We start from the raw sequence: 23,119 nt of genomic DNA on the forward strand, positions 1-23,119 counted from the left end.
ATTCTGCCGGTCGCACCCTCCCATGCTCGAAATCCGCCATCTCCGGACCCTGATCGCCCTGGCCGAAAGCGGCTCCGTCTCGCGCGCGGCCGAGCGGCTGCACCTGACCCAGTCGGCGCTGTCGCACCAGCTGCGTGCGCTGGAGTCGCACTACGGGCTGGCCGTCGTGCGCCGCAAGGGCCAGACCGTGGCGCTGAGCGAGGCAGGCGAGCGCCTGCTGGAACTGGCGCACAAGGTGGTCGCCGACATCCAGACCGCCGAGCGCGACCTCGAACGCATCAAGGGCCGCGCCGCCGGCACGCTGCGCATCGCGCTGGAATGCCATACCTGCTTCGACTGGCTGATGCCCGTGATGGACGCCTTCCGCCAGCGCTGGCCCGAGGTCGAGCTGGATCTTGTCTCCGGCTTCCACGCCGATCCGCTCGCGCTGCTCAAGGAGGGCCGCGCCGACGTGGTGATCGGCTCCGAGCGCAAGCCGCGCCAGGGCGTGGTGTTCGCGCCGTTGTTCCGCTTCGAGATCCTCGCGGTGCTGCCGGTCGACCACCCGCTGCGCAGCCGCAAGTGGCTGGAGGCGAAGGACTTTGCCGACCAGACCCTCATCACCTACCCGGTGCCGGAAGAGCGCATCGACCTGATCCGCCAGGTGCTGGCGCCGGCCGGCATCGCGTTCACGCGCCGCACCACCGAGCTGACCATTGCCGTGCTCCAACTGGTGGCCAGCCGGCGCGGTCTGGCCGCACTGCCGAGCTGGGGCCTGCGCAGCTACGTCGATTACGAATACGTGGTTACCAAGCGCGTCGGCCGCGAGGGCGTCTGGAGCGATCTCTACGCCGCCATGGCGCGCGACTATGCGCAGGCGCCGTTCGCGCAGGATTTCATCGAGACCGCCAAGTCGATCTGCTTTGCGCGGCTGCCGGGACTGATGGCGCTGGAGTAGGGGAGGGGCGTCTCATCCGCCGGCAAAGGCGACTTTGCCGGCGCCGCTGACGGACCGTACCGCCGCGGCTGCGCGACGGCCGGTACGTCCGGTCTTACGGGTAGAGTTTCAGCGCTGACCAGGGCTCCCCGGAATGGGAGCGCTTGAATACCAGACGGTCATGCAGGCGGAACGGCTTGTCCATCCAGAACTCGATGCAGTTCGGTACGATTCGGAACCCCGTCCAGAACGCGGGGCGCGGTATGTCGCTGATCCCGAATCGCGCCGCTTCGGTCGCGACAGACTTGGCCAGGGCCTTGCGGTTTTCGAGCGGGCGTGATTGTTTGCTGGCCCAGGCGCCGATCCGGCTGGCCCTGGCGCGGGAGACAAAATACGCATCCGCCTCTTCCGCCGAGACGCGGTTGACCGTCCCCCGAAAGCGAACCTGGCGGCGCAGCGATTTCCAATGCAAGACCGCTGCCGCCTGCATGTTCTCCGCCAGTTCGACGCCCTTCTGGGATTCGGTATTGGTGTAAAAGACGAACCCCTCGCGGTCGAACCCCTTCAGCAGCACCATGCGCACATTGGGCAAGCCGTCCGGATCGGCGGTGGCCAGCGCCATGGCATTGGCGTCATTGATCTCCTTGCGGTGCGCCAATTCAAGCCATTCGCCGAACATCGCGAAGGGGTCTTCACCGGCGATGGTTTCGTGATCGTTGCGGAACGCCGCTTCCGTATCCATATCGGTCGCATTCATGGTCACACTCCGTTGCATGCTTCATGCCCCCGCGAGCCGTTGACGCTCGGGCAGGAGGTTGCGCCATTTGTCGAGATCATTGCCCGGCTTGGTCACCATGTAGATCGCTCCATCGGCTTCAACCAGAACCTCGCCTGCGGGCGGCACGTTGAGAAATTCCATGTGCTGGGTCGCGCAATAGGCACCGACGTCCAGTATCAGCATGTATTCGCCCGCCTTGACGGTTTCCGGCGCCACGACGTCGCCCGGCAGGATGTAGTCGTTGCGCAGGATGCTGCGCCCCCGGACCTTGGCAACGCAGCGCCTGGAATAGTCGACGACCTCGTTGAACGCCGCGTCCAGGAATACCGTGTGGTGGGCCCGGTTGCGCAACTGCGCCGAAGGCATCAGCATGCGCGACCCGTCCGTGACCACGATATTGCCCAGGGAATGCTGCACGATGTCCCGCTTGATCCCGGTGAGCAGGACACCGGCATCGGCCAGCACGTCTCTTCCCGGCTCGAACAGGAACCTGACCGTCTCGGGAATCTTCATTTCCGTCGCAAGATCGCGGATGGCCTGGAAATACGTTGTCCAGTCGAAGTGCTTCTCGGCCTCCGACCACTTCTCATAATCGAACCCATGGCCTCCCGCGAAGTTGATCGATCGCGCGGTCGGAAAATGGTCCAGGTACATCCGAAAAATCTGCCGCGCAATATCGATCATGCCCTGCAGGGAATTCCCGCTGCCGCAGTAGACTTCAAAGCATTCGAGCGTCCGGCCGTTTGCCGACAGCAGCTTCGCCAGGTCGCCCAGCTGATCGACCTTGATGCCGGGCTTGTCGGAGCCAAGACTGTCGATGCGCACGCTGATCGTGGGCGCATGTTCGCGAATGGCGTAGGCGATCTCGTCCAGGCTGGCAAGAAAGACCGGATAGTCCTTCTTGCTCCAGAAGGCGATCTCCTCATTGGAGACATGGCCGGGCGAGACGATGAAATCGGAGAACCCGTACTGGGTGATGAGCTTGTACTCGTTCGGCATCTGCAGCAGGATGCCGGCCCCTTCGTCGCGCAACGGTTTCAGGATGTGCGGATTCGCGTTGGGAAAGAACGGAACAAAGATCGACACGCGGCCATCGAGGCCCGCCGCGGAGATCGCCGATTTCACTCGCCGGATGTTCCTGACCAGTTGTGCTTCGCTGTAAATGAAGACCGGCGTGCCGGTCTGCGAGCAGATGCTCGGCAAATCCGCCCGGGCGATCCAGTGTTCCGCCAGGCGTGGTTGATCGTGAAGTCCGGCTGGGACCGTGATGGGCGTGTGCGACGGCATGGTGATGCTCCTTTGGGTGGTTGATTTCTGCCTGCGCTACTGGTCATGACATTACGTCAGAGGCAGCAGCGGGTGGCTTGACTCACATCAGGAAATTCAGCGTTGCATCGATCGTGGCGCCCGGTGCATGGTCCGGGGCGCCGGTCCCGGGCGCTACGGTGAGGCGTGGAGGCGGGCTTGCGCGATCTCGCGCGTCGCGCTTTCGATATGACGCGCCCGCAGGAGCTGCTCGCCGATGAGAAAGCCGTTGATGCCGGCTTCCATCAGGCGGATCACATCGCGGTGCCCGCCGATACCGCTTTCGCTGATGACGATGCGGTTGCGGTCCACCTTGGAGGCGAGTCTCTCGGATGTCGTCAGATCCGCGGCGAACGTGGCCAGGTCGCGATTGTTGATGCCGATCAGTCGCGACTGCATTGCCATCGCGCGCTCCAGCTCCGGCTCGTCATGGATTTCGATCAGCACGCCCATGCCCATGGCCTGGGCAGCAGCCTCCAGTTCGATCGCCTGGCCATGGTCGAGCATGGCCAGGATCAGGAGAATGGCGTCGGCCCCCATGGCGCGCGCTTCATGGACCTGGTAGGGATCGATCATGAAGTCCTTGCGCAAGACCGGCAGGCCCGATACCGCCTTGGCCAGCTCCAGGTCGGCCGGTTTGCCCTGGAAGAAGGTCTGGTCGGTCAAGACCGACAGGCACGCCGCGCCACCGTCCCGGTAGGCCTCGGCAATTGCGGCAACCTGGAAGTCGCTGCGAATGAGACCCTTGGATGGGCTGGCCTTTTTGATCTCCGCAATCAGCGCCACGGTTCCATTGCCTGCGCGCTCGGCGACCGCCCCCACGAATTCGCGGGGCGGCGGCCGTTGCTTGATTGCCTGTTCCAATCCGGACAGTTTCCGAACGGTTTTGGCATGCGCGACTTCTTTTTCTTTGCCAAGCTTGATGGCATCCAGAATGCCCATATCCCACCTTTCTCCGCAGCGCAAATCCGTTGACAGGGGAACGCGATCAGTACGGCTGGACGTGGCCTTCCGGTTGGGACGCCTCGACCAGCCGATTCAGTGTCGCCAGCGCCGCGCCGTCGTCGACCGACGCACGCGCGAGCGCCATGGCATCCGGCCAGTCCTCGACCACGCCGGCGGCAATCAAACCGCCTGCCGCGTTGAACAGCGCGATATCGCGATACGCGCCAGGCTGACCTTCCAGCACGCGCCGCAGCGCTACCGCATTCCATTTGCCGTCGGCGCCTTTGAGTTCCGCCGGGTTGGCGCGCACCAGGCCAACCATTTCCGGGGTGATCTCGAAACTGCGCACGCGTCCGCGCGCCAGTATCGAGACAAAGGTGGGACCGACCGTGGTGATCTCGTCCAGACCATCCGACCCATGGACGACAAGGGCCCGCTCCGAGCCCAGATCGCCCAGCGCATGGGCCAGCGGTTCGACCCAAGCGCGGGAATAGACGCCGATCAGGTGATGCCTGACGCCGGCCGGATTGAGCAGCGGCCCGAGAAGATTGAAGATCGTCCGCGTCGCGAGGTCGACGCGCACCGGCATCAACTGTTTCAGCGCGGGATGATGCGTCGGCGCGAACATGAAGCCGATGCCGGCTTCGGCGATGCACCGTTCGATATCCGCGGGGGTCTGATCCAGGTTGACCCCCAGCGCGGACAGCACATCGGCCGCACCGGATTTTGAGGACAGCGCCCGGTTTCCATGCTTCGCCACGGGCACGCCCGCACCCGCGACGATGAACGCCGCGCACGTCGAGATGTTGTATGTGCCCGCGTTGTCGCCGCCCGTGCCCACGATATCCACGGCGTCGGCGGGGGCCTTGACCGGCACCATCCGGGCACGCATGGCCAGGGCAGCGCCGACGATTTCCTCGACGGTTTCCCCCCGGACGCGCAGCGCCATCAGCAGGGCACCGAGCTGTGCGTGGCTGGCATGCCCGAACGCCATCTGCTCGAACAGCATCCAGGCGTCCTGGCGGCCGAGGGTCTGTCCTTGCGCAAGACGTCCGATGGTGGCCTTGAGATCAAACATCTTCCTTCACCACGGATGAGCATTGCGCGATGGTGTCGGGCACCCGGCTGGCATGCCTGGGGCCGGCGTGAGCGTGCGGGGTCCGGGGCGGCGGCGTGTCCAGTGCCTGGTTCCAGTCCATGGCAACGCTTTCGCGGCGGAATGGCGGCGCGTCGTAAAGGACGTTGTCGAGCGTTCTGGCCAGCAGGTGACCGGCGAAGACCGCGGCGGCAATGGTGCCCGGCGCGTGGCAGTCTCCGATCCGCAAGACACGCGGCACCGCATCGCGCGCGTCCCGGTTTCCGATGCGCTCGAGGATGTCGTGGTACAGGCGGTCGTGCGGCACCTGGGATGTCACCAGCACAATCGCATCGGCGGGGATGAAGTGCTCGCGTCCTGAAAAGACGCATGAGATGACCGCGCCATCGCCCGCGACATGGGTGAGTTTGTGCGACACATGCACGTTGCTGGCGCACTCGATCAGGCGCTTCTGGATGCGGGGCTGCTCAGCGGTATTGACCGTGAACGCGGAGACCAGGCTTTCCGGCGTCACGAATTCCACGGCGCAGCCGTGCGCGGCGAGCTTTTCGCTGATGACCCCACCCATGTAATAGTGATCGTCGTCGAAGAGCAGGACGCGGCCGGCGGGAATCCTGCCGGCCATGATGTCGTCCGGGGAGTACACCGGGAGCGCGTCCAGGCCCGGAATGGGCAAGGCATGCGTGCGACCCACGCCATCCCTGCGCCATTCGGCACCGGTCGCGACCACGATCAGGCTGCAGTCGGATTCCAGCGCGATCTCGGCTGTCACGTCGTTCTCGGGGAGCATCAGGACATGCCGGTCCTTGCGCAACTGGCCCAGGCGCCAATCTGCCACCCGGCGCCAGGCGTGCAGTCCAGGCAAATGGGATTCGGCCACTGCGCGACCGCCGAAGTGGCGCGCGCGGTCGGCCAGAATCGTCTCGTATCCGCGCCGCCCAAGCCAGACGGCCGCCTCGAGCCCGGCGGGCCCGGCACCGATCACCAGCACCCGATCGTCCGTATCCCTGGGCGGAATGACCTCCGGGTGCCAGTCACGGCGCCATTCTTCGCCCATGGTCGGATTCTGCGTGCAGCGCAGCGGAACGCTCAGCTTGTCCGACGCCACGCAGAGATTGCAGCCGATGCACTCGCGGATATCGTCGAACGCGCCGTTCCTGATCTTCTCCGGCAGGAACGGGTCGGCGATCGAAGGCCTGGCGGCGCCGATGAGGTCCAACGCGCCGGACGTGACCAGGGCGAGCATGTGGTCGGGCGATGTGAAGCGTCCCACGCCGACAACCGGTTTGCCGGTCACGCGCTTGACAAAGCGAATGTAGCGATCCTGAAACCCCTCGTCGCTGAAGCGCGAGGTCTGTCCGTCATTGCCGAACGGACTGAGGTTGACGTCCCATAGATCCGGCAAGTCCGCGAGCATTTCGACCACGTCACGCCCTTCGCCCTCCGAGGACAGGCCGCCCGAACCCATCAGCTCATCCACGCCGAAGCGCAAGGCGACGGCACAGCGGTCGCCCACGGCTTCCTTCGTATCCATGACAAGTTCGCGCAGCAGCCGCACGCGGTTTTCGAGGCTGCCCCCGTATTCGTCGGTGCGCCGGTTGTGGCGTCGCGATAGAAAGTGGGCGGGCAGCGTCATATCGTGGCTGGCATAGACATACACGATATCGAAGCCGGCCCGCTTGGCATTCAGCGCCGCGGTGCGATGCCAGCGGCGCACGTCCTGAATGTCCCGCTTGTCCATCTCGCGGGCGGTGACGGGCGCGATGCCGCGTGTCGGTGCCAGGGAGGGGGCGATCGGAATGGCGCGGGTTTCCAGATTGCTTACATGAAAGCCGTTATGCGCCAGTTCGATCCCGGCCAGTGCGCCATGGCGATGGATTTCCTCGCAGGCTTTGGCCAGGATCGGGATGTCCTGCGCATCCCAGAGCCTGAGTTCGCGCGGGTGGCAGCCGGAGTAGTGGATGTCGCATTGCTCGGTGCAGATGGCGCCCCATCCGCCTTCGGCCTTGATCCCGCGCATGCGCGCCATGGAGCTGGGGTGGACACGGTTCATGCCGTTGCAATGCGGCACCTGATAGAAGCGGTTCTTCGCGACCACCGGGCCCAGCTGCACCGGCTCAAACAGCGGATCGAACCGCGCCGGCCCGGATGCCATTCCATCCGGCGCCCTCATGGCTGAAGCGGCGCGCGTGCGCCGAACAGGGCGCTGCCGACCCGCACATGCGTGGCGCCTTGCGCGATCGCCTGGGGGTAGTCCGCGCTCATCCCCATCGACAGGACGTGGAGCCCGTGATCCGCTGCGATCGATCGCAGGCCGGCGAAATGACCGGAGGGATCGAGGCCGGCGGGCGGAATGCACATCAACCCTTGGACGTTCAGTTGATAGACATCACGGCATTCGCCGATCAAGGCCGAGGCCTCGGCGGGTAGAACGCCACCTTTCTGCGGCTCCTTGCCGACGTTCACCTGAATGTAGATGGCCGGAGCATGTCCTTGCCTTTCGGCTTCCTCCGCGATGGCCCTGGCCAGCCTGGACCGGTCCACCGATTCAATCACGTCAAAGAGGTCAACGGCCTGGCGGACTTTGTTCGACTGCAGCGGGCCAATCAGATGCAGCTCGATGCCGGGGTTGCGGCTGCGCAGTTCCGGCCACTTGCTCACGGCTTCCTGGACCCGGTTCTCGCCAAACACGGTCAGCCCCAAATCGATTGCCTTCTGAATGCGATGGGATTCGACCGTCTTTGATGCGGCAACGAGCGTCACCGCATCGGCGCGACGGCCGTTGTCGATGGCCGCATGCTGGATGGCTTTCCTGATCCGTCCGATGTTGTCTTCCAGATTGCAGCCCATACGTTTGCGCATTCCTGTAACGATCTGCCGGTCGGCGGCGTGGTGTCGAAAGGGGGGCTCACCCGGCTGAGGGTGGGGAGGCCCTTGTGCTCAGATGCCATGGGCGAACGTGAAGCGTTTGTGCGAACGCGTCAGCATTGCGTCGTCGGTGATGGCAATGCCCAAGGCGTTCATGCGCTGGCGAATCGATTCGCGCAGCGCCGACAGGTCTTCCGCGGCCCGGTCGTGCAGCGCTTCGGCAACGATCAGCACGGTGTCGGACGCCTTCGATACGATCGAGGTGGCACCCTGTCGAAACACCCACCTGCGCGAGTGCGCTTCGTCGGCTGCGTCCGCGAAGACGATTTCGTCCTCCGCCGGATGTTCGGTCTCGCCCTGGAAGGTGCGGTAGCGTTCGGTGCCGGTCGCGGGGCGGACCGTGATGCCGTCGACGATGTGGGCGCAGTCGAACGCGGCGATCGGTATCGCGGCGTGCATCGACTCCGCGTTGAGCGTGTCGATCAGCGGATGAAAGCGCGGCAGCTCGCGATCCTTGCGGAACCGGCGCAGCAGCGCTTCCGCCGCGCAGCGATACTGGGTCGGCTTCAACCCCATCGTCGAGTACGCCTGGCGCCAGGCCTGGATGGACGGCAGCTCGCCTTCGGCAGTCCGGTCCAGTTGGGCGGCAACCTGATCCAGCGTTGTATCGATATCCACTGCCGCGTCACTGGTGGCGCGAACGCCGCGCAGAACCATCGTCAGGGCCGAGAGCGTCGGAAATCGGTCCCACACGGCGTCGGAATGGTAGAAGTACATGTTCGGGTTCATAGGCCTTGGTCGGGCTGGGTAACGTGCTGACAGGTCCGATGGCGAGTCATCGCAGGTCGCTGTCAACGGGGCGGGAAAGGGGGCGGGGACGCACGGAAAGCGTGAGCGTCAGGATCGCGAGGATCACGGCAACCACCCCGAATGCCTGCGTGGCGCCGATCCGTTCGTTGAGGAACAGCGCCGCAAGCGCGACGGCGGTCAGCGGCGCCACCGCGGTGAAGGTGGCCGCTTCGCTGCCGCTGACGCGGGCGGCGCCTGCGTACCAGAGGAGGAATCCACCGACCGTGGGGACGAGCGCATACCAGACCACGGCCGCGATCGCCGCGGTCGAGGGTACTGTAGCGGGGAACTCGAGCACAGCGAACGGTAAGGACACCAGCAGCCCCAGGGCGGTCATCGCCGTGGCCTGAAGCAGGGGGGGCAACGGTACGGGCATCCGCTTGTTGAGCAAAATGAAGGCGCTTTCGCAAACGACCGCGCCGAGGATGAACAGCACGCCCGTGAGCGGCGCGGAGCCCGAGCCCGTCCAGGCGACCGCCATCACGCCGATCGTTGCCAGCAGCACGCTGACCATCAGCCGCAGTTTCGGCCGCTCGCCGAGGACGATGACCGAGAAGAGCGCCGATACCGCCGGCAGGGTCCCGATGACGACGCCGGCGTCGGCCGCGGGCAAATGGGCCAGACCCGAAATGAGCAGCGTCGTATAGCCGACGCTACCGGCGCCGGCTTGCAGAACCAGGAGCCCCCATGCCCTGCCGCTCAGGCGCGGCCAGCGCTGGCCGCGAAGCAGCACCAGAGCGAACAGAAAGGGCAGCGCGACGGCGAAACGGAGCGCGGTTGCCGGGAAGGGCGGCAGGTTGCCTGCGATGAGCTTTGAGGCGATCACGGTGGAGCCGACGGTCATCATGGCGAGTGAAAGGAGCAGATATCCGATCGTGCGATTCGACATGTGTCACCCTGTTTTGGAGAGGTTGCCGGTCGCATGAAACATCGACCGCGCATTGGCACCTAGTTTCATAACTTGACAGTCCTGATGTCTTGAACAAAATTGCTTTTTTGGGCGGCTTCCTGTCGTCCATTGCTGAGCAACTGATTTCACCCTGGGCCAGTCATCAGCGTTGACCGCTTCCCTCATGCCTTTTGGCCGAAGGCTGTTCGCCATGCTTTTCCAGTCGAGGAGAGTCGAGTGACCAAGCGCGCGAGTGCTGACAGATTCACGGCCGGTGTCTGCCGGCTGCCGGGTGTGCTGGCGGTGGAGGCGGCGTCTGCCCGGTCGTTCAGTCGGCACACGCACGATCAGTTCGGGATCGGCGTCGTGCTGCGCGGGGCGCAGGATTCCTCGAGCGGGCGAGGACAAGTCCGTGCGGTCTCGGGCGATCTCATCACGGTCAACCCCAACGAGGTGCATGACGGCAGGCCCGTCGGCGGGGAGTCTCGCGCGTGGCGCATGCTGTACTTCGATCCCGCACTGATTGCGCGGTTTTCCGCGGAGATGGGCCGCAGCCCCGGCGGCGAATTCGCCCATCCGGTGCTTGACCACAGACCCGCGACGCAAGTGTTCATGCGGCTGTACGCGGCGTTGACGGGGCCCGCGCAAGCGCCCTGGCAAGAGATCGCCGAGCAGGAGCTCTTCCAGATCCTGGTGCCTTTCTGGGGCGATACGCCGCCGGCCCCGGAGGGTTCGGGCTCGAGCGGGATTGCGCGCGCCAAGGCGCGTATCGACGCGTCGCCGGAAATTCCCGTCACGCTGGCGGAACTGGCGCTTGATGCGGGGCTCAGTCGATATCATTTCTTGCGCGCGTTCAAGGCCGCGACGGACCTGCCGCCCCACGCCTATCGCCTGCAGCGCCAGCTCCAGATGGCGCGCAGACTGATTTTTTCGGGGCACTCGCTCACGCAGGCCACCACGATGGCGGGTTTCGCCGATCAGAGCCACCTCACGCGCCATTTTGTCCGGACCTACGGGCTGACGCCGGGCTCGCTTGCCGCAGCCATCCGAGGGGCTGCCTGAGCGCATTGCGCGACGCCGAATGCCGGCGTCGATGATGCCGCGGACAGCTTGCGCGCGGCGAGGTCCATGCAGGCCGCCGGACAGGTGAGTCGAATGTGACGTTCTGCCGGTCCGTGCCGGGATGGCCCAAGCCGAAGCGTCCGCTAAGATGGGCCCGGACCATCCAACGGGAGCGCGCGACATGGCATTGGACGACGAATCCTTCGGCCTGCTGCAGCCAGCGGTGCAGCGATTCATCCGGGAGCGGCTGGTCCCGGCCGAGAACATCCTCGAAGAGGAAGACGAGGTGCCCGCCGGCATCGTCGCGGCCATGAAAGACATGGGGCTGTTCGGCCTGTCGATCCCCGAGGCGTACGGCGGCATCGGCCTGTCGATGGCGCAGGAGTGCGAGGTGGTGTACGACCTCGGCCATACGTCGTTCGCGTTCCGCTCGGTGTTCGGCACCAACGTCGGCATCGGGTCGCAGGGCATCCTGATGGACGGCACCGAGGCGCAGAAGGCCGCGTACCTGCCGCGCATCGCCAGCGGCGAGCTCATCATTTCGTTCGCGCTGACCGAGCCGAACGCGGGGTCGGACGCGGCCGCGCTGCAGACGCGCGCCACGCCCGACGGCGACCACTACGTCATCAACGGCACCAAGCGCTTCATCACCAACGCGCCGCGCGCGGGCGCCTTCACGCTGATGGCGCGCACCGGCGCGGAGGGCGCGGGCGGCATCTCGGCCTTCATCGTGCCGGCCGATACGCCCGGCATCACGCTCGGCAAGCCGGACAAGAAGATGGGCCAGCGCGGCACCAAGACCTGCGACGTGATGCTGGACAACGTGCGCGTGCCGGCCGCCAACATCATCGGCGGCGTGGCGGGGCAGGGCTTCAAGACGGCGATGAAGGTGCTGGACCGGGGGCGCCTGCATCTTTCGGCGCTGGCCTGCGGCATGGCGCACCGGCTGATCACCGATGCGGTGGCCTATGCCCGGGAGCGCCGGCAGTTCGGCCAGCCGATCGCCGATTTCCAGCTGATCCAGGCCATGCTGGCCGACAGCCAGACCGAGCTGTACGCGGGCCTGTCCATGGTGCGCGACTGCGCGCGCCGCTACGACGCCAAGCCGGCCGGCAAGCCGGATCACGAGGTCGGCATGCTGGCCTCCTGCGCCAAGCTGTTCTGCACCGAGATGGTCGGCCGCGTGGCGGACCGTGCCGTGCAGATCCACGGCGGCGCGGGCTATGTCGCCGAGTACAAGGTGGAGCGCTTCTACCGTGACGTGCGCCTGCTGCGGCTGTACGAGGGGACGACGCAGATCCAGCAGCTGATCATCGCGAAGCACCTGCTGCGGGATTGAGCCGGCGCCGCGGGCGTTTGAACTCCCATTGGCGGTGGCTTAGGCTGGAAGGGTTTTCCAATCGACGCCCTTCCCATGATCGATGCCCGTATCGCCAAGGCAGGCATGGTGCTGGCCTTGGCGGCCTTTGCGCTGATCGTTGCCTACAACAACGTGGTGGATTTCCGCACCAACTACGTCTTCGTCCAGCACGTGCTCAGCATGGACACGGTGTTCCCGGACAGTACGCTCAAGGGCCGGGCCATCGTCTCCGAGCCGGTGTGGCTGGCGGCCTATTGGCTGATCATCGTGTGCGAGGCGGTGATCGGGGCGCTGTTCCTGCTGGGGGGCGTTGCGATGTGGCGTGCGCGGCGTCTGCCGGCCGAGGCGTTCCGGCGCGCCAAGGCGCTGGTCTACGCGGGGGCCACGCTGAGCTTCCTGCTGTGGTTCTTCGGCTTCATGGTGGTGGGCGGCGAATGGTTCCTGATGTGGCAGTCGCGCACATGGAACGGCCTCCAGTCGGCGTTCCGCATTGACCTGTCGATCCTGGGCGTGCTGATCTTCGTCAATCAGCCGGATCCGGATGCGCCCTGAGACGCCGGCTGGCCCCAAGCCGTGGGCGTGGCGTGGCGCTACCGGTCCGGCCGGCGCCGGTACACAATGGGGTGCCTGTCCGCCGTCGAGGCGGGTGTGAGCAAGCCTGTCCCTTGTTGCTGCTGGAGTTGCGATGTACGTCCCTACCGACTTCGAAGAACCGCATACCGAGGTTCTCCATGCGCTGATGGCGCAGTACCCACTCGGTACCCTGGTCACCCACGGCAAGAGCGGGCTCGACGCCAACCACATCCCGTTCCTGCTGAACGCCGACGAAGGCCGGCTTGGGGTGCTCCATGCCCACGTCGCGCGCGCCAATCCGGTCTGGCAGGACGTGGCCGATGGCGACGAGGTGCTGGTCATCTTCCAGGCGGGCGATGCCTATATCTCGCCGAACTGGTATCCGAGCAAGGCTGAGCATCACCAGCATGTGCCGACGTGGAACTACCGCGTGGTGCATGCGCACGGGCGCATCGCTATCCGCGACGACGAGCGCTTCGTGCGCGGTGTGCTTGGCCGCCTGACGCGCGCGCATGAAGCATCCCAGCCCGTGCCCTGGAAGATGGCGGATGCGCCGGCGGATTACGTCAGCGCGTTGCTCAAGGAGATCGTGGGTATCGAGATCGAAATCACGCGCCTGGTCGGCAAGGCCAAGCTCGGCCAGAACCGGGAGGCCCGCGATGCCCGGGGTGCCGCAACGGCACTGAAGGCGTCGGGCAAGGACGTCATCGGCGACGCGATGCTGGCGTGCCTGGCCGAGAAGAGGGAATGAGGCGGCTGGCGGCATGGCCGCCACCGGCCACGCATGGTTACCTGGCGCTGCGGGCCGGGAGGATTTCGCCGCGCACCTCGCCGAAGCCGACGCGGTAGCCATCGCCCTGGCACCAGCCCGTCATGACGACCTCATCGCCGTCTTCGAGGAAGGCGCGCGCGGCGCCGTTGCCGAGCGGCAGCGGCTGCTTGCCGTTATGGGTCAGCTCCAGCAGGCTGCCGTACGAATCGGGCGTGGTGCCGCTGATGGTGCCGGAGCCCATCAGGTCGCCCACGCGCACGTTGCAGCCGGACACGGTGTGGTGGGCCAACTGCTGCGCCATGGTCCAGTACATGGCGCGGAAGTTGGTGCGCGCGATGGTGGTGCGCGCGCCGCCGTGCGGGCGCAGCGCGGTCTCCAGGGCGATGTCGTAGGCGTTGGGACGCGACTGGCGCAGGTAGTCCAGCGGCTCGGGCGATTGCGCCGGGTTGGCCACGCGGAACGGCTGCAGCGCTTCCATCGTCACGATCCACGGCGAGATCGAGGTGCCGAAGGTCTTGGCGTTGAAGGGCCCGAGCGGCACGTATTCCCATTGCTGGATGTCGCGCGCGCTCCAGTCGTTGAGCAGCACCATGCCGAACAGGTGGTCCGGTGCCGCATCGACGGAAATCGCTTCGCCCAGCGCGCTGGGCTTGCCGACGATGAACGCCATCTCCAGCTCGTAATCCAGCTTGCGGCATGCGCCGAAGACGGGGCGGGGCTGGTCCGGCAGCTTGATCTGGCCCAGCGGCCGGTGCAGCGGCGTGCCGCTGACCACCACCGAGCTGGCGCGGCCGTTGTAGCCGATGGGAATCTCCAGCCAGTTGGGCAGCAGCGCGTTGTCGGGGTCGCGGAACATGCGGCCGACATTGGTGGCGTGCTCCTTGGACGAATAGAAATCCGTGTAGCCGGGAATGTCGATGGGCAGGTGCATCACGGCCTGCGCCATCGGCACCAGCGCGCGGCTGCGCAGGGCGGCGTTGTTCTGCACGTGCGTGTCCGCGGCGCCGAACAGCGCCTGCAGGCGTGCGCGCGTCTCGTGCCACACCGGCCGGCCCAGCGCGATGAACGTATTGAGCGTGCCGGTGCGGAAGGCGCCGCGCGCGGAGGCCGGCAGCAGGCCGGCATCGTCCAGCGCCCCCAGGTCGATCACCTGATCGCCCAGCGCCACGCCCGCGCGCGGCGAAGGGTTGGGCTGCGTGGAGAAGATGCCGTAGGGCAGGTTCTCCAGCGGGAAATGCGTCTCGGGCGTGTTGGCGGCGGCGAGCCAGCTCGGTTGTCGTGCGGTCATGTCGGGTCGGGGGCGTGGGGTGGTTCGGATCGTCCTTGGGGGCGGCTCAGCGCTTGGCCGGGTCGAAATGCTTCTTCAGGCCCTGCCAGCACTCGAAGTACCTGGCCTGCAGCTGCGCCGATTCGGCCGCGAAACGTGTCGGGCGGATCACGCCGCGGGTCTCGAACATGAAGGCCATCGTCGCCTCCACCTTGTGCGGCTGGGTCGTGTCGGCATGACTGGCTTTCTCGAAGGTCTCGGCATCGGGGCCGTGGCCCGTCATGCAGTTGTGCAGGCTCGCGCCGCCCGGCACGAAGCCCTCGGCCTTGGCGTCGTACACGCCCTGGATCAGGCCCATGAACTCGCTGGCGATGTTGCGGTGGAACCAGGGCGGGCGGAACGAGTGCTCCATCGCCAGCCAGCGCGGCGGGAAGATGACGAAATCGATGGCGTCCACGCCCGGCGTGTCGGACACGCTCTGCAGCACCAGGAAGATCGACGGGTCCGGGTGGTCGTAGCTGATCGAGCCGATGGTGTTGAACAGGCGCAGGTCGTACTTGTACGGCGCGTAGTTGCCGTGCCAGGCCACCACGTCCAGCGGCGAGTGCCCGATCCGCGCGCGCCACAGGTTGCCGTGGAACTTGGCGACGAGCTCGAAATCGCCCTCGCGGTCTTCGTACCAGGCGTGCGGCGTGAGGAAGTCGCGCGGGTTGGCCAGGCCGTTCGAGCCGATCACGCCCAGGTCGGGCAGGCGGAAGATCGCGCCGAAGTTCTCGCAGAGGTAGCCGCGCGCCTCGCCGTCCGGCAGTTCCACGCGAAAGCGCACGCCGCGCGGGATCACGGCGATTTCCAGCGGTTCGACGTCGAGCACGCCCAGCTCGGTCAGCAGGCGCAGGCGGCCTTGCTGCGGCACGATCAGCAGTTCGCCGTCGGCGTTGTAGAAGAAGCGGCCGGTCATCGACGCGTTGGCGGCATAGAGATGGATGCCGCAGCCGGTCTGCGCATCCGGCCCGCCGTTGCCGGCAAAGGTGACGATGCCGTCGATGAAGTCCGTGCCGGCGGCCGGCGCGGGCAGCGGGTCCCAGCGCAGTTGGTTGGGCGACGCAGGCACGGCGTGGAAGTCGCTGTGGAAGCGGTCTTGCGCGATGGGCTCGAATGGCAGATGCACGGCGGCCGGGCGGATGCGGTACAGCCACGCGCGGCGATTGTGCGCGCGCGGCGCGGTGAACGCCGTGCCGGACAGTTGCTCGGCATACAGGCCATACGGCGCCTGCTGTGGCGAATTCTGGCCGTGCGGCAGTGCGCCCGGCAGCGCCTCGGTGGCGAACTCGTTGCCGAAGCCGCTCTGGTAGGCGGGCCGGTCCGGCGACGCGGGGGTGAAGGCGTTCTTGGCCGCGGGAGCAAGCATGTTCATGGTCAGGTCCTTGGAGGAACGGGCGTGGGAAGCCGATGGAGGGGACCTTGCCGCCGACAGCGGGCGCCGGGCGAGCAAAGCCGGCAGAGGTGGCGCGTGGCGCGCATGGTGGTCTCCTGTGGCGGTGCCGGCCGCCATGTGTATCGGGTCTTGTTGCGCCGTATTGTCCGCATTCTCAAATAAATTTGAAATATCAATGCGAGAATGAATGACATTGATATTGTGAATGTGGAGACGGGCATGCTGAACCTGCGCGATGTCGACCTGAACCTGCTGGTGGTCTTCCAGGAAATCCTGCGCGAGAAGCGCATCGCCGCCGTGGCGCAGCGGCTGGGCCTGTCGCAGCCGGCCGTGAGCAACGCGCTGGCCCGCCTGCGCCAGACCTTCGATGACGAACTGTTCGTGCGCACCCCGCGCGGCATGATGCCGACCGCACGCGCCGAGCAACTGGCCGAACCCGTGGCGATGGCGCTCGACATGCTGCAGCGCGCTTTCGGCCAACGCACGCATTTCGAGGCCGCCACCTCCACGCGCACCTTCACCATTGCCATGAGCGATGTCGGCGAGGTGTACTTCATGCCGGTGCTGGCACAGCTGTGTACCGAACAGGCGCCCGGCGTGCGCATCGACACCCTGCGCGCCGGGGCGTTCGACATGAAGGTCGGGATGGAGTCGGGGGCCATCGACCTCGCCATCGGCGCGTTCGACGATCTCTCGGGCGAGAGCGTGTTCCAGCGCCGCCTGTTCCAGCAGGACTACGTGACGATGTTCCGGCGCGGCCATCCGCTCGAGCCGGCCGCGCAGGCGGGCAGGCTGACGCTGGAGCGCTTCCGTGCCGCGTCGCACCTGGTGGTGGCGAGCTCGGCCAGCCCCTACAACGCCATCGGCCCGTTGCTGGACAAGGCCGGCATCTCGCAATCGGCGCGCTTCTCGGTGCCGCACTTCGTGGCCGTGCCCTACATCGTCAGCACCACCGACCTGGTGGTGACCGTGCCCCGCAAGCTGGCCGAGCGCGCGGCGCCGCCGTTCGGGCTGCAGTTCGTGCCGCCGCCGCTGAAGCTGCCGGCGCTGCAGACCAACGTGTTCTGGCACCGGCGCTTTCACCAGGACGCGGGCAACCAGTGGCTGCGCAATCTGGTGGCGCGGCACTTCGCGGAGGTGGCGGGGTAGCGGTCCGCCTTCGTTTGCGGATGCAGCGTTTCGAGTACTGCGACATGTTGTCAGGGCAGGCCCCAATACAGTGCGGGTATCCGACGCAGTTGTTGCGTCGGCAACCTTCGTGAGGAGCGTTCATGGCCGGTCTCGTCAATGTGAGCACACTGCCCGCGGTCAGTGGTGTGCCGGCTCCGTTCAAGGGGCAGTTGACGCCGTTTTCCACTCCGTCATCCCCATCGTCGCCGCTGGGTGCGCCGCGGTCCGGCTCCCCGGACGCCGCGCCGGGCTTGGGCGATGCAGCCGTCCTCGCCGGTCCCCGGCTCCCCGGGCGCAGACATCGGCCGACGCCGCCCGGAACCATCGGCTAGCCGTTTCCAGCCGGCCCGCACCGCGGGTTTCACAAGGCTAAGCGGCAAAACACTCAGAGCATCGCTTCATCGTCGGACCGGGGGTCACCCCCCGCCCGCATCGGGCAGGTATTGCCCAAACCTTTTGACCCATGGCGCGCGCAGCCGTTGTTGCCGGCCGTCCAATCGCTGAGGAGAACCAGCATGCTGAAGAAGCTCCACCACGTCGCGTACCGGTGTCGGGACGCCGCCGAGACCGTGGATTTCTACACCCGGGGTATCGGCCTGAAGTTCGCGGCCACGATGATCAACCACGTGCCGTCGACCGGCCTCAAGGCCGTCAACAACAACGTCTTCTTCGAGATGGAGGACGGCAGCTACATCTGCTTTTTCGAAATCCTCGGCAGCAAGGAGCCGGTGGTGCCCGTGGAGAACGACTGGGCACAGCACCTGGCGCTCGAGGTGCGTGACGAGGCGCGGGCGGAGGAGATCAGCGCGCGGTTGCGCGCCCTCGGCGTGGATGTGGCCGGCCCCGTGGTCCATGGGGAGCTGGCGCGCTCCTGGTATTTCAACGATCCGAGCGGCCACCGGATGGAGCTGATCGTGAAGCCCGAGGTGCCCGCGACCGCCATCTGGGACAACTTCAGCGCGTCGGCCTACGACGATCTCGCCAAGTGGGTGGAAATGAAGAAGGGCGCCGGCGCCCATGCGGATTGCCAGCCGGGTCCGATGTCGCAACAGCAATGAAACCGATGGAGGTCAAGCCATGAAGCCGATGAGCTATTGGGATTACATCAAAGTCGAGGAACTGCTCGCCCTGCAAGGCGGCGCCAACGGGGACGAGACGCAGGTCGGCAACGATGAGGCGCTCTTCATCGTCGTGCATCAGGTCTACGAACTGTGGTTCAAGCTCATCCTGCGCGAGCTAACGTTTGCGCGCGACCTGCTGCGCCAGGACACCGTTCCCGGCCACCAGATCGCCCTCGGGGTGCGGTCGCTGCGCCGGGCCATCGCGGTCTTCGAGCAGGCGAATCAGCATTTCCGCGTCATGGAAACGATGACGGCGCGCGACTTCCTGGATTTTCGCGAACGGCTGATGCCCGCGAGCGGCTTCCAGTCGGCGCAGCTGCGCGAGATCGAGATCCTGCTCGGCCTCGAGGACAACGAGCGGATCGCGGTCTGCCAGGGCGGCTCCTTCAAGGATGCGCTCAAACTCCCGAACGGGGCATTGTCCTCGGCCGCGTACCGCGTCGAGGCGCGCGAGGCGCACGGCCAGAGCCTCAAGCACTGCCTCTATGCATGGCTGTCGCGGATCCCCATCGACGGCTCGAATGAGCCGGCCGCGGTGAAGCGCTTCCTGCGCGACTACATCGGCTCGGTGCGCGCGGAGAGCCAGCGTCGCCTCCAGACCGCGATCGACAGGCAGCTCGCGCCCGCGGAGGTCGAGCGGCTGCGCGCGCGGTACCAGGCCGATGACGTCGGCGCCGAGACCTTCCTCCTCGCCGAGGAGGATCCGCAGGCCGATGCCATGACCCGCGAGAAGCGCCGCGCCGTCCGGGCCGCGATGCTCTTCGTCGAGAGCTACCGCGAGCTGCCCCAGCTCGCTTGGCCGCGCGAGCTGCTCGAAAGCATCCTGGAGCTGGAGCAGTCGATGCTGATCTGGCGGCAGCGGCATGCGCGCATGGTGGAGCGGATCATCGGACGGCGTGTCGGCACGGGTGGCTCCTCCGGCGTCGACTACCTGGATCAGACGGCGCTGCGCTACCGCGTGTTCACCGACCTGTGGACGGTTCGCTCGCTGCTGCTGCGCAAGTCGAGCGTCCCCCCGATCCGGCAGGGCGCCAGCTATGCGTTCGCGGAAGAGGCACTGGTGTGATGCCGCGCGCCGCATGCGATGAATCGCGCCTGTGCTCGGCGCTCCGGACGCCCGGTCCACGGCGATCCTTTTCCGCCGGGAGGGCGCATCGATGAACGGTGCACGCATTGCCGTCGTGGGCGGCAGCATGGCCGGCTTGATGAGCGCGCTCGCGTTCGCGCGCAGCGGTGCCGAAGTCGTGCTCCTGGATCGCGACCACATGGCCGCGCGCGCGCCGCTTGACGGCGGGATGGAGGCCCCGATCGACGTCGGGTGGCGCAAGGGCGTGCCGCAGGCAAGGCATACGCACGCCCTTGCGGCGCTCGGTCGCGAGGTGTTTCGAGCGCGCATGCCCGATGTCTGGGCGGCGCTTCTCGAGGCCGGCGCGATCGAGATGCCGTTCGGCGGCCGCCTCGATGAAACCGCCGTCGTGCCGCGATGCGGCGACGCCGATCTGTTCGGCCTGTCGGCGCGCCGCTCGCTGGTCGAGGATGTGCTCCGGCGCATCGTGCTCGCGGAGCGAAACATCACCGTCCGGGAGCACGTCGTCGCCACCGGCCTTCTCGCGGGCCCGGGCGCAGTCCCCGTCATCGAGGGCGTGCGCACCTCGCAGGGGGAGGTGCGGGCCGACCTGACGATCGACGCGCTCGGTCGGGCGTCCCCCGTCGGCAAGTGGCTCGGTGGACTCGGCGCGCGCACGCCGGAAGAAACGGTCGAGCCCTGCGGGCTGATCTACCTGACGCGGTGGTACCGCATCCGCCGCCGGCCGGCCGTGCCGCTCAACGCGGGCTTCTCCGCGGGCGGCTATGGGGCGTCGAGCGGGTGCATTGCCTGCCCCGCGGACAACGGCTACGTGTCGATCACGATGATGACGCCGCAGGGCGACACGGCGCTGTATCCGCTGGCCGAAGCGCCCGCGTTCACCGAGGCCGCGCGGCTTCATCCGGGCATGTCGGCCTGGCTCGCGCCCGGCGTCTGCGAGCCGGTGTCGGCCGTGCTGCGCTGGCCGGGTTGCGAGAACCGGTTCCGACGCTTCGTCGTGGCGGGCGAGCCCATCGCCCTCGGGCTGATCGGGGTCGGCGATTCGCTGTGCGCCACCAACCCGACGTACACGCGCGGGATATCGCTCGCGGCCCGGCATGCGTTTGGCGTCGCGGACATCGTCCGCGCCGAGGGCACCGGCGATCTGCGTCGGCTTGCCATCCGCGCGGACGACCTCGCCCAGCGCGCGCTCCGTCCGTGGTTCGAAGACAGCGCCGCACAGGATTGCGTGCGCAATGCCCTGTGGACCGGCGCGCCTCGCCCGCACACGCCGCACGGCGACATCACGCTGCAGCAGATCGCGCTCGCCTCGCGGCACGACGACGTGGTCTGGCACGCGCTGGCGCGGCGCGCGGGGATGCTGGAGGTACCCGATGCGATCTTCGCGCGCACGGACGTGCTCGACCGCGTCCGGAGCGTGCTCGCGCGGCATCCCGCGCCGCCGCCGTCGGGGCCGTCGCGGGACGACCTCCTGCAAGTCATTGAGGCGCGGCAGGGTTTGCAAGCGCAGGCCCGATCGCTGTCCGATTCGCTGTCCGATCTGCATTCCGATCCGTGTTGAGATGGAGTCCGCTATGCATTCCAAGTGGGAATTCAAAGACAGTCCCAAGACGTTCCGAAGCCGCTTCCTGCTCGATCCGAGCGTGACGTGCCTCAACCACGGCATGCTGGGCGCCTGTCCGGCCGAGGTGCTCGAACAGCAGAACGCGCTGCGCGCGCGCATCGAGCGCCAGCCCGCCGCGTTCATCCTGCGCGAGCTCACGGGCCTGCTCGACGAGGCGCGGCAGGCGCTGGCCGGGCTGATTGCGGCCGATCCGGCGGATCTGGCCCTGCTGCCCAACGTCACGACGGCGCTGAGCGCGGTGCTGCGTTCGCGTGCGTTCGCGCCGGGCGATGAAATCCTCACGACCAGCCACGCCTACCTTTCGTGCACGAACCTGCTCGATTTCGTGGCGCGCGAGACCGGCGCGCGGGTGGTGACGGCGATCGTGCCGACGCCCGTGACGCACGCAGACGCGGTCGTCGATGCCGTGCTCGAACGCGTCACGCCGCGCACGCGCCTGGCCGTGCTCGACCACGTCACCAGCCCCACCGGGATGGTCTTCCCGATCGCGGCGCTGGTCGAACGGCTCGCGGCCAGGGGCGTCGACACGCTCGTCGATGGGGCGCACGCGCCGGGGATGCTGCCGCTCGACGTGCAAGCCATCGGCGCCGCGTACTACGCGGGCAACTGCCACAAGTGGCTCTGCAGCCCGCGGGGCGCCGGCTTCCTCCATGTGCGGCGCGACCGCCACGACGGCCTGCACCCGACGGTCATCAGCCGCGGCTACGGCGCCACGGGCACGGGCCGGCCCCGCCTGCATCTCGAGTTCGACTGGCTCGGCACGGCCGATCCGACGCCGCTGCTCTGCATTGCGCATGCGATCCGCTTCCTGGACGGGCTGCTGCCCGGCGGCCTGCCGGAGCTCATGGCGCGCAACCATGCCCTCGCGATCGAAGGCGCGCAGCGCATGGCGGAGGGCTTGCCGCTCAAGCGGCTGGCGCCCGATTCGATGGTGGGCAGCATGGTGGCCTTCCAGCTTCCCGAGACACCGGAGCCGGCGTCGGGCGATGCCGCAGCATCGCTGCAGCGGTGGCTGTACGACGCGCATCGGATCGACGTCGCCGCCGCCGCGTGGCCGGCCGCGCACAGCCGCGTGCTCCGGGTATCGGCGCAGATCTACAACGCGATCGACGATTTCATTCGACTTGGCGACGTGCTTCGGCGCGCGCCCGAACACCTGCAAGACACGAACGCGGTGACGCGTTCCACCGCCTGGAGCAACGCAACATGAAAACGAGCCACACAGACCACAAACACATCCTGATCACCGGAGGCAGCGGCGGCATCGGCATCGAGCTGATCCGCGTCTTTGCGCAAGCGTCCGATCACGTGACCTTCACCTACCGGCCCGGCGAAGACAGCCGCCGGCGCGCGCTCGATCTCGTCGAGCGGTTCCGCGACTACCGCGTGGAGGCGCTTCCCCTGGACGTCGGCGATCCGCAGAGCCATGCGCAGCTCATGCAATCGCTGACCGAGCCGGTGGACGTCATGATCCACAACGCCGGCGTCGGCACGAAAACCGTGGAGCGCGCGGCCTCGACCTACAAGGGCCAGGATGAGGCGTTCTTCCGGGTCAACGCCATCGGCCCGCTCTGGCTGAGCGAGGATCTCCTGCCGCGCATGCAGGAAAAAGGGCGGGGCAAGATTCTCTTCGTCAGCTCCGTCGATGGCGGCATCACCCATTTCCCGCGTTTCCGCGCCGCGGACGGCATGAGCAAGGCCGCGGTCGCGTTTCTCGGCCGGCAGCTCGCGGCCACGCTCGCGTACACGGGGATCGACGTCTTCACCGTGTGCCCCGGCGCCACCGATACGCCGATGTTCCAGGCCAGCACGCTGCAGGGGCTGTCGCCGGAGCAGCGGCAGTCGCTCGAGACCTCGCTGCCCGGAGGCCGCCTGATCGAGCCGCGCGAAATCGCCGATCTCTGCTTTTATCTCTGTCGCGATGAAGCCCGCATTTTGCGGGGCGCCGTCATCGACGCTTCTCTCGGGCTGGGCGTTTGTCCGGCCGTCATGTCCTAAGGAG

The 23,119-nt window shown here is 67.0% G+C and carries 21 protein-coding genes; 11 read left to right on the forward strand and 10 right to left on the reverse strand.

From position 1 onward, the window contains the following. The first annotated feature begins 22 nt into the window (after positions 1 to 22). Positions 23 to 937 carry a LysR family transcriptional regulator gene (locus GO999_RS17470; protein WP_011003975.1) on the forward strand — a complete coding sequence of 305 codons (915 nt, stop codon included), beginning with the start codon at positions 23 to 25 and terminating at the stop codon, positions 935 to 937. Positions 938 to 1,031: 94 nt separating this feature from the next. Here GO999_RS17470 and pdxH read toward each other — a convergent pair whose 3' ends face one another. The 8 genes from pdxH to GO999_RS17510 all read right to left on the reverse strand — a co-directional run bounded on the left by pdxH (position 1,032) and on the right by GO999_RS17510 (position 9,646). Next, complete coding sequence (gene pdxH, locus GO999_RS17475; RefSeq protein WP_019719396.1) at positions 1,032 to 1,673, reverse strand: pyridoxamine 5'-phosphate oxidase; 642 nt, start codon at positions 1,671 to 1,673, stop codon at positions 1,032 to 1,034. A gap of 21 nt (positions 1,674 to 1,694) precedes the next feature. Further along, positions 1,695 to 2,981 carry a diaminopimelate decarboxylase family protein gene (locus GO999_RS17480; RefSeq protein ID WP_165591915.1) on the reverse strand — a complete coding sequence of 429 codons (1,287 nt, stop codon included), beginning with the start codon at positions 2,979 to 2,981 and terminating at the stop codon, positions 1,695 to 1,697. 153 nt (positions 2,982 to 3,134) lie between these two features. Continuing rightward, entirely contained in the window at positions 3,135 to 3,941 is an 807-nt protein-coding gene (trpC, locus tag GO999_RS17485; RefSeq protein ID WP_211907039.1) for an indole-3-glycerol phosphate synthase TrpC, read from the reverse strand. Between the two features lie 46 nt (positions 3,942 to 3,987). Next, positions 3,988 to 5,022 carry an anthranilate phosphoribosyltransferase gene (gene trpD, locus GO999_RS17490; protein WP_019719398.1) on the reverse strand — a complete coding sequence of 345 codons (1,035 nt, stop codon included), beginning with the start codon at positions 5,020 to 5,022 and terminating at the stop codon, positions 3,988 to 3,990. Beyond that, positions 5,015 to 7,195, reverse strand: a complete 2,181-nt coding sequence (locus GO999_RS17495) for an oxidoreductase (RefSeq protein WP_162916072.1) — start codon at positions 7,193 to 7,195, stop codon at positions 5,015 to 5,017. The genes trpD and GO999_RS17495 overlap by 8 nt, the downstream gene beginning before the upstream one ends. A 14-nt stretch (positions 7,196 to 7,209) precedes the next feature. After that, positions 7,210 to 7,890 carry a YggS family pyridoxal phosphate-dependent enzyme gene (locus tag GO999_RS17500; protein WP_011003981.1) on the reverse strand — a complete coding sequence of 227 codons (681 nt, stop codon included), beginning with the start codon at positions 7,888 to 7,890 and terminating at the stop codon, positions 7,210 to 7,212. A gap of 90 nt (positions 7,891 to 7,980) precedes the next feature. Further along, positions 7,981 to 8,697 carry a B3/B4 domain-containing protein gene (locus tag GO999_RS17505; RefSeq protein WP_249215105.1) on the reverse strand — a complete coding sequence of 239 codons (717 nt, stop codon included), beginning with the start codon at positions 8,695 to 8,697 and terminating at the stop codon, positions 7,981 to 7,983. Positions 8,698 to 8,743: 46 nt separating this feature from the next. Beyond that, a complete protein-coding gene (locus GO999_RS17510; protein WP_011003983.1) occupies positions 8,744 to 9,646 on the reverse strand; it encodes a DMT family transporter in 903 nt (300 codons plus the stop codon). A 237-nt stretch (positions 9,647 to 9,883) separates the two neighbouring features. On the opposite strand from GO999_RS17510, the gene GO999_RS17515 reads away from it, so the two are divergent. The 4 genes from GO999_RS17515 to GO999_RS17530 all read left to right on the forward strand — a co-directional run bounded on the left by GO999_RS17515 (position 9,884) and on the right by GO999_RS17530 (position 13,392). Continuing rightward, positions 9,884 to 10,708: an AraC family transcriptional regulator gene (locus tag GO999_RS17515; protein ID WP_016724877.1), complete on the forward strand. Its 825-nt coding sequence runs from the start codon at positions 9,884 to 9,886 to the stop codon at positions 10,706 to 10,708. Between the two features lie 181 nt (positions 10,709 to 10,889). Further along, positions 10,890 to 12,047, forward strand: coding sequence for an acyl-CoA dehydrogenase family protein (locus tag GO999_RS17520; protein ID WP_019719401.1), 1,158 nt, complete (start codon positions 10,890 to 10,892; stop codon positions 12,045 to 12,047). A 75-nt stretch (positions 12,048 to 12,122) separates the two neighbouring features. Next, positions 12,123 to 12,620: a DUF2165 family protein gene (locus GO999_RS17525; protein WP_058908022.1), complete on the forward strand. Its 498-nt coding sequence runs from the start codon at positions 12,123 to 12,125 to the stop codon at positions 12,618 to 12,620. 133 nt (positions 12,621 to 12,753) lie between these two features. Beyond that, on the forward strand, positions 12,754 to 13,392 hold the full coding sequence (locus tag GO999_RS17530; protein ID WP_016724874.1) for an FMN-binding negative transcriptional regulator: 639 nt from the start codon (positions 12,754 to 12,756) through the stop codon (positions 13,390 to 13,392). 37 nt (positions 13,393 to 13,429) lie between these two features. Here GO999_RS17530 and fahA read toward each other — a convergent pair whose 3' ends face one another. Together fahA and hmgA are read right to left on the reverse strand one after the other, a co-directional pair. Next, the gene (gene fahA, locus GO999_RS17535; RefSeq protein WP_211907040.1) at positions 13,430 to 14,701 is read right to left on the reverse strand and encodes a fumarylacetoacetase; all 1,272 of its coding nucleotides are present in this window, start codon (positions 14,699 to 14,701) and stop codon (positions 13,430 to 13,432) included. 46 nt (positions 14,702 to 14,747) lie between these two features. Further along, positions 14,748 to 16,094, reverse strand: a complete 1,347-nt coding sequence (gene hmgA / locus GO999_RS17540) for a homogentisate 1,2-dioxygenase (protein WP_011003989.1) — start codon at positions 16,092 to 16,094, stop codon at positions 14,748 to 14,750. A 240-nt stretch (positions 16,095 to 16,334) separates the two neighbouring features. Here hmgA and GO999_RS17545 point away from each other — a divergent pair, with 240 nt between their 5' ends. The 6 genes from GO999_RS17545 (at position 16,335) to GO999_RS17570 (ending at position 23,115) form a co-directional block, all read left to right on the forward strand. After that, on the forward strand, positions 16,335 to 17,264 hold the full coding sequence (locus tag GO999_RS17545) for a LysR family transcriptional regulator (RefSeq protein ID WP_019719405.1): 930 nt from the start codon (positions 16,335 to 16,337) through the stop codon (positions 17,262 to 17,264). A 536-nt stretch (positions 17,265 to 17,800) separates the two neighbouring features. Next, entirely contained in the window at positions 17,801 to 18,343 is a 543-nt protein-coding gene (locus tag GO999_RS17550; RefSeq protein ID WP_058908025.1) for a VOC family protein, read from the forward strand. A 19-nt stretch (positions 18,344 to 18,362) separates the two neighbouring features. Beyond that, a complete protein-coding gene (locus GO999_RS17555) occupies positions 18,363 to 19,472 on the forward strand; it encodes a tryptophan 2,3-dioxygenase family protein (protein WP_011003992.1) in 1,110 nt (369 codons plus the stop codon). Between the two features lie 91 nt (positions 19,473 to 19,563). Then, positions 19,564 to 21,054, forward strand: a complete 1,491-nt coding sequence (locus GO999_RS17560) for an FAD-dependent oxidoreductase (RefSeq protein WP_211907041.1) — start codon at positions 19,564 to 19,566, stop codon at positions 21,052 to 21,054. Positions 21,055 to 21,067: 13 nt separating this feature from the next. Then, positions 21,068 to 22,327, forward strand: a complete 1,260-nt coding sequence (locus GO999_RS17565) for an aminotransferase class V-fold PLP-dependent enzyme (protein ID WP_081369079.1) — start codon at positions 21,068 to 21,070, stop codon at positions 22,325 to 22,327. Further along, positions 22,324 to 23,115 carry an SDR family oxidoreductase gene (locus tag GO999_RS17570; protein ID WP_016724869.1) on the forward strand — a complete coding sequence of 264 codons (792 nt, stop codon included), beginning with the start codon at positions 22,324 to 22,326 and terminating at the stop codon, positions 23,113 to 23,115. The genes GO999_RS17565 and GO999_RS17570 overlap by 4 nt, the downstream gene beginning before the upstream one ends. Positions 23,116 to 23,119 lie beyond the last annotated feature (4 nt).

It is taken from the genome of Ralstonia nicotianae (assembly GCF_018243235.1).
In the GTDB taxonomy this organism is placed as follows: Bacteria; Pseudomonadota; Gammaproteobacteria; order Burkholderiales; family Burkholderiaceae; genus Ralstonia; species Ralstonia nicotianae.

Bases quoted from the DNA above. Each gene is read 5' to 3' on its own strand.
- GO999_RS17470 (WP_011003975.1), top strand. From the start codon at position 23: ATGCTCGAAATCCGCCATCTCCGGACCCTGATCGCCCTGGCCGAAAGC.
- pdxH (WP_019719396.1), bottom strand. From the start codon at position 1,673: ATGAATGCGACCGATATGGATACGGAAGCGGCGTTCCGCAACGATCAC.
- GO999_RS17480 (WP_165591915.1), bottom strand. From the start codon at position 2,981: ATGCCGTCGCACACGCCCATCACGGTCCCAGCCGGACTTCACGATCAA.
- trpC (WP_211907039.1), bottom strand. From the start codon at position 3,941: ATGGGCATTCTGGATGCCATCAAGCTTGGCAAAGAAAAAGAAGTCGCG.
- trpD (WP_019719398.1), bottom strand. From the start codon at position 5,022: ATGTTTGATCTCAAGGCCACCATCGGACGTCTTGCGCAAGGACAGACC.
- GO999_RS17495 (WP_162916072.1), bottom strand. From the start codon at position 7,195: ATGGCATCCGGGCCGGCGCGGTTCGATCCGCTGTTTGAGCCGGTGCAG.
- GO999_RS17500 (WP_011003981.1), bottom strand. From the start codon at position 7,890: ATGGGCTGCAATCTGGAAGACAACATCGGACGGATCAGGAAAGCCATC.
- GO999_RS17505 (WP_249215105.1), bottom strand. From the start codon at position 8,697: ATGAACCCGAACATGTACTTCTACCATTCCGACGCCGTGTGGGACCGA.
- GO999_RS17510 (WP_011003983.1), bottom strand. From the start codon at position 9,646: ATGTCGAATCGCACGATCGGATATCTGCTCCTTTCACTCGCCATGATG.
- GO999_RS17520 (WP_019719401.1), top strand. From the start codon at position 10,890: ATGGCATTGGACGACGAATCCTTCGGCCTGCTGCAGCCAGCGGTGCAG.
- GO999_RS17525 (WP_058908022.1), top strand. From the start codon at position 12,123: ATGATCGATGCCCGTATCGCCAAGGCAGGCATGGTGCTGGCCTTGGCG.
- GO999_RS17530 (WP_016724874.1), top strand. From the start codon at position 12,754: ATGTACGTCCCTACCGACTTCGAAGAACCGCATACCGAGGTTCTCCAT.
- fahA (WP_211907040.1), bottom strand. From the start codon at position 14,701: ATGACCGCACGACAACCGAGCTGGCTCGCCGCCGCCAACACGCCCGAG.
- hmgA (WP_011003989.1), bottom strand. From the start codon at position 16,094: ATGAACATGCTTGCTCCCGCGGCCAAGAACGCCTTCACCCCCGCGTCG.
- GO999_RS17545 (WP_019719405.1), top strand. From the start codon at position 16,335: ATGCTGAACCTGCGCGATGTCGACCTGAACCTGCTGGTGGTCTTCCAG.
- GO999_RS17550 (WP_058908025.1), top strand. From the start codon at position 17,801: ATGCTGAAGAAGCTCCACCACGTCGCGTACCGGTGTCGGGACGCCGCC.
- GO999_RS17555 (WP_011003992.1), top strand. From the start codon at position 18,363: ATGAAGCCGATGAGCTATTGGGATTACATCAAAGTCGAGGAACTGCTC.
- GO999_RS17560 (WP_211907041.1), top strand. From the start codon at position 19,564: ATGAACGGTGCACGCATTGCCGTCGTGGGCGGCAGCATGGCCGGCTTG.
- GO999_RS17565 (WP_081369079.1), top strand. From the start codon at position 21,068: ATGCATTCCAAGTGGGAATTCAAAGACAGTCCCAAGACGTTCCGAAGC.
- GO999_RS17570 (WP_016724869.1), top strand. From the start codon at position 22,324: ATGAAAACGAGCCACACAGACCACAAACACATCCTGATCACCGGAGGC.